The following is a 12027-nucleotide window of genomic DNA, read 5'->3' as shown; positions in this document are numbered from 1 at the left end:
TCCTCTGTGGGGAAGGCTGGAATATCTGGATGTCATCTGCCGTGTTTCTTTCGAAGGAACGATGAGGCCGCATAGGGTCCCCTCCGGGGGCTCTCGGTGTTTTCATGCGTTTTACCGGGGCCCGGCCAAGGCGTTAAAGTTTTATGCGGGATGGGCGATAGAAGGAAGAGCGGGGCATATGCCCCCACAACAGATCAGGATGCCTTGGGAAAGGGTAAGGGTATGAGAAACGGATTCAAGCAAGGGGCAAAGCGGGTGGTGCTGGTTTTGCTGGCCCTTGCTTTTTTGGCCTGCGACAAGGAACCCCCGGAGCGAGAGATGGTTGTGGGGCCGTGGAAGGACACCATTGCCAGTTACCATAACATCATCTCTTTTCGGGCCAACGGGACCTTCGGTATCCTGCGGCTGGTGGAGGGGCAGCACTCCAAAATTGATGAGAAAGCGGACAGGGCAAAGGTGGAAGGCAAGTGGAAACTGCTGCCTCCGGAGATGGAAGGGGATCCCCTGCTCCTGATCATGACCCCTGAAATGGTTGTGGGCGATACGCCCTGGGAGGTGGACACCCCGGTAACCTATCTGATCGAACGGTTGACCCGCAATACCATTCTCCTGCGTCCCTCAGGCGGTGAGCGCATCTCCTGGGATCGGCTGCGCAGCACCAAGGCGCCGGAGGAGGAGGACGGGGTGCCCCTGACACAGATTCCCACCGGTCCCCTGGTGGTGGGGCTCACCAAGGAGCGCATCAATGAAGAGAGCCGGTACCTGTGCGTGCAGCTGAACTTGAGCGTCAACGACGTGGAGGTGTTGCCCTATGTGGAGCCCGATGGCGAGTCGGCTGACGGAGCATACCGCCTGCATCCCAGCATCCTTGAGGCCCTGGTGCTTCACATGAGTCGGCTCACCTATCGAGAGGTGCGCAGTTTGAAACGGTTTGAAACCGTATTGGCGGATTTTAAACGGCTTCTCAAGCCGTATCTTGGTTCCCACCTGCAGGAGATCAAGGTGATCCGGGTTCAAATTACCTCGACCCGCGAGGGCGTAAATGAGTTTGTGGGCAAGTATGCCCCGAAAAAGGTGGCACCTCCCGAGGCCGGCACCTGATCCCGGTGCCTCCTCATTCTTTCTTTTCGGAAGGCGGCTTCACCCCCGCCATGGCATTGCCCATATCCTGCATGATCAAAAAGAGGGCGTCGTCCAGGCGCTCGGAGATCATGTCCCGGGGCGCGGGACGAGCTTCTTCCGGCTTTTCACCGGTCCATTCGGACAACACATCCAGCACTTCATGTTCCCAGAACAAGACGATTTTCCAGTGGAGCTGCTCCTCGTAGAGGCTCACCTGGTCCACTGTGCGCTGAAGCAGGGTGTTTATGACCCCTGGATAGGCGGTGCACATCTGATCCACGATGGTATGGCCTGTGTGGGTGTCCACGCAGGTGACCTGGAGGTTCGGGCCCCCGGGCACGGCGCTTCTCATGGGCGTACAGGTAATCTGGAGGCGTTCGGTTCGCCAGGCCAGGGCGTCGGCAACGGACTGTTCCGCATAGGCCGCGTAGGTTCTGGCGGTGCCATTGCACAAGGACCAGAGGTAGGCCGCTCCGGGGATGCTGGTGGCGTACGCCATGGCGTGCAGCTGGCCCAGGATGGCCAGGTGAAGTACGGCCATGGGGGCAAACAGGGGCAGGCGTTCAATCCGTTTTTCGGCTGTGGCGTCGGGAAGAAAAAAGAGGGGACGGTTTGCTTCAAGGATGTCCAGGGCCTTGAGGAGCCGCGTTGCGTAGGGCTCGGTCTCATCCTTGCCTGAGCCCAGCAGAAGGGATCCCATGGCCTGCAGGGCAGGGGTGAGTTCATCGAGTTGACGTGAGGCGAGTTCCTCGTTGAGGATGCCTTTCATGGGGCGCTTCATTGCGTGCCAGAAGGGCAGGGCTTTGTCCGCGAAGAGAGTGTCCGTGAGGCGGGGCAGGGCGGACGGCGCCAGCCCGGAGCCATCCGAAACGGAACGGGCCAGGGTTTTTAGAGATGTTTCGACGGGCATGGAACCTCCTTGGGTAAGGGGGTGCACGAAAGAGGGGGAAGGGGGGAAGCCGCAGGGGGCTTCGGGGCGCATGGCAGGGGGTGGGGTTTTTTCAGGCTTATGGATTATGTTACTGTATTGGTCACCCGATGTCCACTGCCCCGCATAGCGGAAAAAGATGGGGCGCATCGGTGGGCGCCGCCCCTCTTGGCGGGCAACACATGGGAGGTGGAGATGATGAGCTCGGCTCTGTTTCATCTGTTTTTGTCATTTATGTCGGTGGTCTTGTGGCTGCTGATCCTGGGGATTTTTCTTCGGAAGGCGGCGGCGCCCAAACTGAAGGGGCGTTTTTTTCTGTTTCTGAACGTCATTTTGATCATCGACGCCGCGCGCTCCGTGTTTGAGAGCTTTTACTTCGGGATGGTGCACACGTCCCGGGCCGGCCTGCTGCCACCGGGTGTGGAGTCATATCTCATGGCCCCGGCGCACATTACGATTCCCAAGCTCGTAAACCTTTCGGCCGCAGCATCCATTCTTTTGCTGCTGGCCTTTCGCTGGTACCGCGATGAAGAGCGGGAGGCCCGGAAGCAGGCCCTTCAGATTGACCGCCTGAAGAGCATTGAGGAGAAGTACCGGAACCTTTTTGACAACATGACCGGCGCCTACGCCATGGGGGAGATGATATACGATGGGGCCGGTGCCCCCGTGGATTTTCTCTATGTGACGGTGAACCCTGCTTTTGAAGCGATGTTTTCCATGACAAAAGACGCGGTGGAGGGAAGGCGGCTTTCCGAGGTGTTTCCCGGGGTGGACCAGGACGAGTCCGGGTGGCTGGCCCACTTTGCCGAGGTGGTGAAAACGGGAGAAGGGAAAACCCTCAAGGAGTATTCGGATGCCCTGGACATGTGGTTTTACATCAACGTGTTCCATGCCGGTGGCGAGCAGTTCGTCACGGTGTTTACCGACATCACGCCGTTGATGGAGGCCGAGCGTCTTACCGGGGCCCTGGCCCTTGCCGGGGCCGCCAGCCATGAGCTGAGCCAGCCCCTTCAGGCGGCCCTGGGGTATGCGGAGCTCATGGAGCTCAAGGCAAGGGGCCTTGAGGGCGGAGAGGCCCTCTGTGAAACCGTGGACCGGTTTTCGGATCAGGTGGAGCGCATCAAAGAGATCGCCGCCCAACTTCGGGGTGTCTCCAGGTACCGGACCAAGGGGCACGCCGGAGGACATCCCACCCCTCGACCTGGCAGGAAGCGTGGAGTCCGGGAAAGACGATGGGTGAGGGCCCCTGGCGGACGAGGCTGTCTCTCGATATGATGGCTTAAGGCTTTTCTGACCTGAATAGTTCTTATAAGGCCCCCTCGGCGCAGGGGCGGCAGAGGAGCGTCTCTCCCCTTTGGACCATCTTGGTCTGCATGGTGAGCTCACCGCATACGGCACAGGCCACGGACGGGGCAAGCTCCGCAAAGGCCGGCTCGGGGATGGCTGCGTCGGTGATCTCAAAGACCTCGTCCACGGGCTTTTGGAGGAGGTCCACGGTTTTCATGAGTTTCTGCTGTTTTTTTTCATCTGCCGTGGCCGTCCCTTCCGCAAGCTTTAGCTCCAGTTCCTCAAACACCTCCGGCTCCCTTCCCGTATAGGCATACGTGCTTTTGCGCGAGAACCGGAACCCTTTGCCTGCATGGCGTGAAAACACGGTGTACACATTTTTCCCGATGTTGGTGATGGTGAGGTTGCCCTTACCGGCCGTGGTCCCCAGCAGCACCTGCAGGGCGTCCACTGAGCAGGCGTCGTTTTCGCTGATGGCCACCAGTTCTTCGTCTTCGCTGCGGTCCTCGCCCAAAAGGCGAAGGGATTCCACGGCCACCAGGTAGCCGTAGACAAGGCCCGGGCAGAGATGTCCGTGAAAGTCGATGCAGGGCTTCAGGGTGTCGGGCAGGGGCAAGTGGGCGTAATGGGTATGGTTCATGGGGGCCTCGCATGATGGGTTGGGTGCGCCGCGCGGCGCATGAAGGTCATGGTTGATAAAGGGCTTAAGCACCGGGTGGGATCCCAGAGGGAGCTGCCCGCTGTGCATTTGACACTATACTCAAAGGCTGCCGGGTATGTCAAAAGCGGTGCTGAGCCACACCGAAAACAGGTGGACCTTAAAGGGCGTTGCATGGGGCCTGCCCGGAAAAGGGTTGACAGGTTGGGTGGGGTGACTTTATAAATGCTTCAGGAGGTGCAGTATTGATAAAGTCAGAGCCCAAACACCAATTCGGGGGCAAGTTGCGGGCGGTCAGGGAGCGTCGGGGTGTTACCCTGAAGCAGGTGGCCGGCCGGGCCGGCGTGAGCGAGAGCCTGGTATCCCAGATTGAGCGCAACAAGGTCTCCCCGTCCATCGACACCCTTCTTTCCATCGCCGACGTGCTGGGGGTGGATTACGAATACCTCTTCAGCGACTACCGCAAGAAGGGCAAGGTCGATATCATCCGTGCTGCAGAGCGCAGCGTCACCCGGGACGGCCAGGTGACCATGAGCCGCCTCTCCGTGCGGGAGGAGATCCCCGGGGAGCACACGGTGGAGGCCTTTATGCTGGAGGTCGCGCCCGGTGGCCAGACCGGGGACCTGGAGTACGGCCACGCCGGTCGGGAGTTCGGAATCATCCTCGAAGGAGAGGCCGAGCTTCTCTACGGGGACGACACCTACACCGTGGCCAAAGGGGACACCGTCTCCTTTGCATCACGGATCCCACATATATTAAAGAATCGCGGCAACGCGACGCTGAAGGCTGTCTGGATCGTTTCACCGCCCAGGCAGGCCTCGCACAAATAAGAGATCGCATATGAACCAGACATCTTCCGGAGGAGATATGGGAAAGACAATCGCGGAGAAAATTTTTGAATCGCATCTTGTGGACAACCCGTCCGGCGACATCCAGGTGATCTGCCGCACGCGCCGCTGATGAAATCACCACGCCCGTGGCCATCACGGACCTTGAGGCCCGCGGCATGGACCGCGTCTTCGATCCGTCCAAGATCAAGGCGGTCATCGACCATGTGACCCCGGCCAAGGACTCCAAGACGGCCATGCAGGGCAAGATCCTGCGCGAGTGGGCCCTGCGCCACGGGATCATTGATTTCTTCGACATCGGTGACAACGGCGTCTGCCATGCCCTCTTTCCGGAGAAGGGGTTTGTGCGACCCGGGTACACCATCATCATGGGGGACTCCCATACCTGCACCCACGGTGCCTTCGGTGCCTTTGCCGCCGGTGTGGGCACCACGGACCTGGAGGTGGGTATCTTAAAAGGCGTCTGCGCCTTTCACGCGCCCCAGACCATGAAGGTCACCATCACGGGCGACCTGAAGCCCGGTGTCTACGCCAAGGACGTGATCCTGGACGTCATCGGAAAGCTCGGGGTCAACGGCGCCACCAACCGCGTCATTGAGTTCACCGGGTCGGTGGTCTCCGCCATGAGCATGGAGGCCCGCATGACCCTGTGCAACATGGCCATTGAGGCCGGGGGCACCTGCGGGATCTGCGCGCCGGACATGACCACGGTCTCTTACCTCTGGCCCTTCATCAAGGACGAGTTCCCCTCAAAGGAAGCGGCCCTGGAGGCATACAGCGCCTTTACCGCCGATGCCGACGCCGAGTACGCCGAGGAGATGGTGGTTGACGTGAGCGAGCTGGTTCCCATGGCCACCTTCGGGTACAAGCCCGACCAGGTGAAGCCCATCGCCGAGATGGCATCGGAAAAAGTAGACCAGGTCTACATCGGTTCCTGCACCAACAGGGCGTATCGAAGACCTGCGCGTGGCCGCCGAATGCGCCCGAAGGGGGCACATCGACAAGAGCGTGCCGTCGGTCTGCCACCCCGGCCGTGTACAAGCAGGCCTTGAAAGAGGGCATCATCGAGATCTTCATGGACGCGGGCTTTTGCGTGACCAACCCCACCTGCGGGGCGTGCCTGGGCATGAGCAACGGGGTCCTGGCCGAAGGGGAGGTGTGTGCCTCCACCACCAACCGCAACTTCAACGGCCGCATGGGCAAGGGCGGCATGGTGCACTCGACTGCGCAAGCTCGCATCGGCTGAACTGGCCACGGCCCTTACCGGCGTTATCACCAATTCACACATCTTTACGGGCGGGGAGTAAGCCATGAAATCATTCAACGGAAAAGTCCTGTTTCTGGATCGGTCCGATATCAACACCGATGAAATCATACCGGCTCGGTACCTCACCGAGATCACCAAAGAGGCCCTGAAACCCTACCTTCTGGAGGACCTGGAGCTGGAAGGCTTTGACCCGGAAAGGGATGTTACGCCCACCGGGGCGGTGGTGACCCGCGCCAACTTCGGGTGCGGCTCCTCCCGCGAGCACGCTCCCTGGGCCTTTGAGGTGAACGACATCAACATCGTCATCGGGGAGAGCTTTGCCCGGATCTTCAAGCAGAACATGTTCAACTGCGGCATGATGGCCGTGGAGCTGCCCGCAGAGGTCCTGGACGATCTCATGGCCCGGTTTGCCGGCAAGGAGACCGACCTGGTCACCGATCTGGAAAAGGGTGTGTTCCGGTTCTCCGCAGACGGCGAGAGCCTTGAGGTGCCCTTTGAGATCTCCGAGTTCGACCGCGCCCTGGTGGGAGCGGGCGGCTGGGTCGGCTACGCGGACACAAATTACTGATCCGTGACGCTCGGTTCCTCTTTTGAGGCATCGGGTACCTTTTTTGAACGATAAGGGGAGGGCTGCCCGAAGGGCGGCCGTCCCCTTTTGTTTGGGGAAAAAAGGTGCTATGGTCTCAATTTGCCGGAATCCGCAGGGGAAAGAGCCCCTCAGGCGCCATGTCCGTGGCGGCTGACTGCGGAAAACATGTGCTGAATGCCCGTCCCCCCATGCGCTGGTCGGGAAGTGTTCCGGCCTTTTTCATGCGCATCATCATGACAACAGATCACGAGATACACTCCATGAAACGATTTGAAGAGCTCTTTGCGGAGCTGAAGAAGAAAGTGGCGGCCGGCGATCCCGATTCCGGGACCGTCAAGGAGCTCCATGCGGGAAAGCACGCCATCGGAAAAAAGGTCATCGAAGAGGCCGGTGAGGTCTGGATGGCCGCCGAGTACGAAGGCAAGGAGAAGACTGCCGAAGAGATTTCCCAGCTCCTCTACCATCTCCAGGTGATGATGATTGCCTGTGACCTGGAACTGGAGGATGTCTACAAATACCTGTGATGGCCTTTCCGCCCGCCGGAGCGCATCACGTCAGTTGAGTTAAGGAAAACCGTCAGATGTTGAAAATAGCACTTCCCAACAAAGGATCCCTGTCTGAAGAGTCCCGGGCCCTCATTTCCGAAGCCGGGTACAATTGCCGCCGTTACAGCCGCGAACTCAAGGTCACGGATGTGGAGCACCAGGTGGAGTTCATCTTCCTGCGTCCCCGAGATATTGCGGTCTACGTGCAGAGCGGGATCATTGACCTGGGCGTCACCGGCCGGGACCTGGCCATGGACAGCGAGTCCGAAGTCGATGAGCTGCTTCCCCTGGGCTTTGGCCGTTCCAAGTTCTGCTACGCCGTGCCCGAAGAGAGCCTGCTGACCCCGGAAGGGTTCAACGGCAAGCGCATCGCCACGTCTTATCCCGGCATCGTGGGCCAGGACCTCAAGCGTCGCAATATCGATGCGGCCATCATCAAACTCGACGGCGCCATTGAAATTTCCATCAACCTCGGGGTGGCCGACGCCATTGCCGATGTGGTGCAGACAGGGCGTACCATGGCCGAGGCCGGGCTCCGCATCAGCGGTGAGGCCATCATGTCCTCCGAGGCTGTGCTGGTGACCCGCAAGGGCCGTGAGGAGACCCTCACCTCCCAGGAGATGATGTTCATCGAGCGTCTCAAGGGCATTGTGGTGGCCCGTCAGTACGTCATGGTGGAGTATGACGTGGCCGGTGAGGCCCTGGAGAGCGCATGCGCCGTGACCCCCGGCATCGAAGCCCCCACCGTGGCTCCCCTCAGGCGGGAAGGGTGGTTTGCCGTTAAGGCCATGGCCCCCAAAAAGGACCTCAACACCATCATGGATCACCTGGTGGAGGTGGGCGCCAAGGGCGTCATCGCGACGGATATCAGGACCTGCAGGCTTTAGGGCCTGCTCTTAAACACTTCGTGGATGCCGCTCATGGGTGGTGGGGGCCGAACACGATTCTCATGTAAAAGCAGACAGGACGTGCGCAATGGTCTTTATCTCGACAATGCTGGCCCTGCTCGTGGCGTCTCATTTCGGACGGCAGGGGTTGATTTACGGGTTTATCCTCGGGATCTCCATGGAAGTGGTGAACCTTGTGGTCTCCGCCCGGGTGGTGCGCAAGGCCGAAGAGAACACGCGGACCCGCTACATGGGCCTCCTGGAAAAAAAGAAAGACCGGGAGAAGCTCCTGGAGGGGAAGTGTGAATCTCTGACCCGTGAGATCGACACCCTGGACCGCCAGGTCAAAGAGCTTGAAGAGAAGACCAACGGCTACATGCACCAGGTGACGGAAAACGAAAAGGTCATCGACAAGCTTCGCCGGGAAAACGAAAAGCAGGCCAGGCTCATCGACGCCGCCGGGAACCGGTTGCCATGACGCCGCTCAGGGTGCTTACCATTGCAGGCTCCGACAGCTGTGCCGGGGCGGGCCTCCAGGCCGACCTCAAAACGTTGTCGGCCCTGGGCTGCTATGCCATGACCGCCGTCACCGCAGTGACGGCCCAGAATACCCAGGGGGTGAGCCGGGTGATGCCGGTTCCCCCGGACATGGTCCGGGCCCAGGTGGAGGCGGTCCTCTCCGATGTGGGGGTGGACGCCGTTAAAATCGGGATGCTGGGCACCCCGGGGAACGCCGAGGTCGTCGGAGAGATCCTTGAGACGATCAAGGGGGTGCCGGTGGTTCTGGACCCCGTTATGGCCGCCCAGAGCGGAGACGGTCTCAACGCCCGGGAGACCCCCCAGTCCCTGGTGACCCATGTCATGCCCCGTGTGACGGTGATGACCCCCAACATTCCCGAGGCCGGACGGCTTACCGGCCTTGACGGCGGCTCTTCAGGCGGCATGGAAGAGGCGGCCCGCAGGCTGGTGGCCATGGGGTGTGCCAATGTGCTTCTCAAAGGGGGGCACTTTGGCGGGGACGTGTGCCCGGACCTTCTTTTGGAAGGGGCCACCGGGGCGGTGACCCGATTTGAAGGACCCCGCATCGAGACCCGAAACGATCACGGCACCGGATGCACCCTGGCCTCGGCCCTGGCCGGGTACCTTGCCCGGGGCCTCTCCCTTCCCGAAGCTGCGAGACAGGCCAAAGCCTATATTACCGGCGCGTTGAAGGGCGCCGTATCCCGGCAGCTCGGGTCAGGGCACGGGCCGTTGTACCACTTCTTTTCCGGGGCCCGGTGAGGTGTCCTTTCTGGGGAGCTGTTCGGTTCCCCGTTGCTTCGATGTTCCCATCACGATCCCTTTCGGATCGAAAAAACTTGCCAACATTTGATGACATCGGATAGTATATCCAGCTTCGCACTCGGTACGAAAGGGTGACGTGTGCCCGAAATTTGCTGGGGGCTCGTCTGAGTATCGGAATTTTCAGGGCTTTTGTGAAAGCCAAACAAGGGTAGTGTTGCATTATGGCGGTAAAAAAAGGTGAAGTGGTCGACATAGCGGTCACCGATATGGCTTTCGGTGGGCGTGGTCTTGCCAGGGTGGACGGCATGGCTCTTTTTATCGACGGCGCCGTGGCCGGAGACAGGGTTCGGGCGCGGGTCTTTAAAAAGAAGAAGAGTTTTGCCGAAGCGCGGACGCTGGAGCTTCTGGAGCCGTCGGAAAACCGGGTGGAACCCCGGTGTGAATACGCTTCCTGGTGCGGCGGCTGCAAATGGCAGTTCCTGGATTACGAGACGCAGCTTGCCTACAAGCGCGACCACGTGGTGGAGTCCCTGGGGCATATCGGCAATATCCACGACGTGACGGTGCACCCCACCCTGCCTTCCAAGCACCTGTTCGGGTACCGCAACAAGATGGAGTTCTCCTGCTCGGACAGCCGCTGGCTGCTGCCGCACGAGCTCAACGACCCCGACATTGAAAAGGGGCTGGGCATCGGACTCCATGTCCCCGGAACCTTCAGCAAGGTCATCGACATCAAGCAGTGCCATATCCAGCCGGAGACGGGCAACCGCCTGCTGGAGAAGGTGCGGCAGTACATCAAGGCCTCGGACCTGCCTGTCTACGGCCTGAGAAGCCACGAGGGGTTCTGGCGGTTTGTCATGCTGAGGCACTCCTACCACGAAGACCGCTGGATGGTGAACATCGTCACGGCCGAAGACCGCCCCGATGTGGTGCAGCCCCTGGCCGACGAGCTTGTGGCGGCATTTCCCGAGGTGGCCTCCGTGGTCAACAACATCACCAGCCGAAAGGCCGGGGTGGCCGTTGGGGAGACCGAAAAGTGCCTGGCGGGCCAGCCTTTCATCACCGACCGGTTGGGCGAGTACACGTTCAATATTTCGGCCAACTCCTTTTTCCAGACCAACACCCCCGGGGCAGAGGCCCTGTATGCCACGGTGGAAAAATTTGCAGGCCTTACGGGCACCGAGCGGGTCATTGACCTCTACAGCGGCACGGGGACCATTCCCATCTGGCTCTCCAAGGGTGCCGCCGAGATCACGGGCCTTGAGATCGTGCCCAGCGCCATTGAGGACGCCAACGAGAACTGCCGCCGAAACGGGGTGGAGAACTGTCGGTTTGTGCTGGGTGATATCCGTGAAGCCCTTCCCGGGGTGGATGTGGAGCCGGATGTGATGATCATCGACCCGCCCCGTGCCGGTATGCACAAAGAGGTGGTCCAGCGCGTCGCTGAGTTGAGCCCGGAGCGTATCGTCTATGTCTCCTGCAATCCGGCCACCCTGGCCCGGGACCTTGAGATGCTCAAGGCGCAGTACGAGATCTGCGAGGTACAGCCCGTGGATATGTTTCCCCACACCTTTCATATCGAAGCGGTGGCCCGCCTGGAAAAACGACGGAGCTAACCGGGAAAACGGGAGCGTGCCCACCTTCACGTTTCAGGGCCCTTTTTGACGGGCAGGCGTTCACGGCGCCTGCCCCGACCGCAGGGGTTACCCGTTTTTCCCAGCAATAAGATCAGGACATTGAGAGTTGGGCGTCATCTGCTCGCCCGTAACGACCCGGCTGAGGTGTATGCCTCAATTTTTGCCGTGAAGCCGCCGTTTGAAGCTGTGCCCGATTTCGGAAAAGGATGGATGGGCTATTTGTTTTCGGGGCGGTTGGGTCGGTGATTCGCGACGCCGGGAATCGCGTCGCAAAGGGCTTTCCGCCGATGGCGGGGCAATGGGTCGGAGGAATTGACAAATTCCTTAAAATTTATTATATTATGGCGTTTACGAGAAAAAATAAAATGAATTGCGGGGTGACGGGAGGTAGTCATTAAGCGACTATGTTTGATTTCCGTTAACACACAGAAAAAGGAGGATAAACTTCCGAACTTCCGCAGGAATAGAGTAGGCATAAGGAGGTCTATTGAGCAAACTTACTATCAAACCCAAAAGCTATAAAGCGTTTACGACCCGCAATATCGATACAATTCCACAGTTTGAAGCGCTTCCCTCCGAGATTCACGACGCCGTCCAGGTCGTTTCGCGCGTGATGCCCTTTCGGGCAAACAACTATGTGATTGACGAGCTCATCGATTGGAGCAACCCGGAAGCGGATCCTATCTTTAAGCTGGTCTTTCCCCAGAAGGGGATGATGGCCGTTGACGATTACGACGCCCTTGCCGCGAAATGCGCAGCCGGTGAGCCCGAAGCGGCCCTGCGCGCGGCGGCCAGGAGCATTCAGCTGAAGATGAACCCCCATCCCGCGGGTCAGATGGAACTCAACGTGCCCAAGTGTGATCTCGGCCAGTCCATCAACGGCATCCAGCACAAATACAAGGAGACCGTCCTCTTTTTCCCCACCCAGGGGCAGGTGTGCCATGCGTATTGCACCTACTGTTTTCGATGGGCCCA

General features: G+C 59.8%; 14 protein-coding genes. 11 read left to right on the top strand and 3 right to left on the bottom strand.

Features of this window, described 5'->3' with window-relative positions; all coding sequences use genetic code 11:
* The first annotated feature begins 222 nt into the window (after window positions 1-222).
* Window positions 223-1101, top strand: coding sequence for a flagellar basal body-associated FliL family protein (locus tag ACOYW1_RS17865; protein ID WP_482419118.1), 879 nt, complete (start codon window positions 223-225; stop codon window positions 1099-1101).
* Between the two features lie 13 nt (window positions 1102-1114).
* On the opposite strand, the gene ACOYW1_RS17860 is transcribed toward ACOYW1_RS17865, so the two are convergent.
* Entirely contained in the window at window positions 1115-2032 is a 918-nt protein-coding gene (locus ACOYW1_RS17860) for a hypothetical protein (protein ID WP_482419117.1), read from the bottom strand.
* A 213-nt stretch (window positions 2033-2245) separates the two neighbouring features.
* Between ACOYW1_RS17860 and ACOYW1_RS17855 the strand changes: the two genes are divergently transcribed.
* Window positions 2246-3325: a PAS domain-containing protein gene (locus tag ACOYW1_RS17855; RefSeq protein ID WP_482419116.1), complete on the top strand. Its 1080-nt coding sequence runs from the start codon at window positions 2246-2248 to the stop codon at window positions 3323-3325.
* Window positions 3326-3356: 31 nt separating this feature from the next.
* On the opposite strand, the gene ACOYW1_RS17850 is transcribed toward ACOYW1_RS17855, so the two are convergent.
* Window positions 3357-3977: an FmdE family protein gene (locus ACOYW1_RS17850; RefSeq protein WP_482419115.1), complete on the bottom strand. Its 621-nt coding sequence runs from the start codon at window positions 3975-3977 to the stop codon at window positions 3357-3359.
* A 263-nt stretch (window positions 3978-4240) separates the two neighbouring features.
* On the opposite strand from ACOYW1_RS17850, the gene ACOYW1_RS17845 reads away from it, so the two are divergent.
* The 9 genes from ACOYW1_RS17845 (at window position 4241) to rlmD (ending at window position 11031) form a co-directional block, all read left to right on the top strand.
* Window positions 4241-4825, top strand: a complete 585-nt coding sequence (locus ACOYW1_RS17845) for a helix-turn-helix domain-containing protein (protein WP_482415489.1) — start codon at window positions 4241-4243, stop codon at window positions 4823-4825.
* 146 nt (window positions 4826-4971) lie between these two features.
* A complete protein-coding gene (locus ACOYW1_RS17840) occupies window positions 4972-5895 on the top strand; it encodes an aconitase family protein (RefSeq protein ID WP_482419114.1) in 924 nt (307 codons plus the stop codon).
* Window positions 5892-6089, top strand: a complete 198-nt coding sequence (locus ACOYW1_RS17835; RefSeq protein WP_482419113.1) for an aconitase family protein — start codon at window positions 5892-5894, stop codon at window positions 6087-6089. The genes ACOYW1_RS17840 and ACOYW1_RS17835 overlap by 4 nt, the downstream gene beginning before the upstream one ends.
* 64 nt (window positions 6090-6153) lie before the next feature.
* Window positions 6154-6678, top strand: coding sequence for a 3-isopropylmalate dehydratase small subunit (locus tag ACOYW1_RS17830; protein ID WP_482415491.1), 525 nt, complete (start codon window positions 6154-6156; stop codon window positions 6676-6678).
* A 104-nt stretch (window positions 6679-6782) separates the two neighbouring features.
* On the top strand, window positions 6783-7223 hold the full coding sequence (locus tag ACOYW1_RS17825; RefSeq protein ID WP_482415492.1) for a phosphoribosyl-ATP diphosphatase: 441 nt from the start codon (window positions 6783-6785) through the stop codon (window positions 7221-7223).
* A gap of 56 nt (window positions 7224-7279) precedes the next feature.
* Window positions 7280-8131: an ATP phosphoribosyltransferase gene (hisG, locus tag ACOYW1_RS17820; RefSeq protein WP_482415493.1), complete on the top strand. Its 852-nt coding sequence runs from the start codon at window positions 7280-7282 to the stop codon at window positions 8129-8131.
* 88 nt (window positions 8132-8219) lie between these two features.
* Window positions 8220-8609, top strand: coding sequence for a hypothetical protein (locus tag ACOYW1_RS17815; protein WP_180143703.1), 390 nt, complete (start codon window positions 8220-8222; stop codon window positions 8607-8609).
* Window positions 8606-9412, top strand: coding sequence for a bifunctional hydroxymethylpyrimidine kinase/phosphomethylpyrimidine kinase (thiD, locus tag ACOYW1_RS17810; RefSeq protein WP_482419112.1), 807 nt, complete (start codon window positions 8606-8608; stop codon window positions 9410-9412). Before ACOYW1_RS17815 ends, thiD begins: the two co-directional genes overlap by 4 nt.
* 224 nt (window positions 9413-9636) lie before the next feature.
* Window positions 9637-11031: a 23S rRNA (uracil(1939)-C(5))-methyltransferase RlmD gene (gene rlmD, locus ACOYW1_RS17805; protein WP_482419111.1), complete on the top strand. Its 1395-nt coding sequence runs from the start codon at window positions 9637-9639 to the stop codon at window positions 11029-11031.
* Between the two features lie 505 nt (window positions 11032-11536).
* Here rlmD and ACOYW1_RS17800 read toward each other — a convergent pair.
* Window positions 11537-11995, bottom strand: coding sequence for a hypothetical protein (locus tag ACOYW1_RS17800; protein ID WP_482419110.1), 459 nt, complete (start codon window positions 11993-11995; stop codon window positions 11537-11539).
* Window positions 11996-12027: the final 32 nt, after the last annotated feature.

Source organism: Desulfoluna sp. CYM3A (assembly GCF_056829965.1).
The sequence above is the reverse complement of the archived record's forward strand: the minus strand, read 5'-3'. Positions and strand labels throughout refer to the sequence as shown.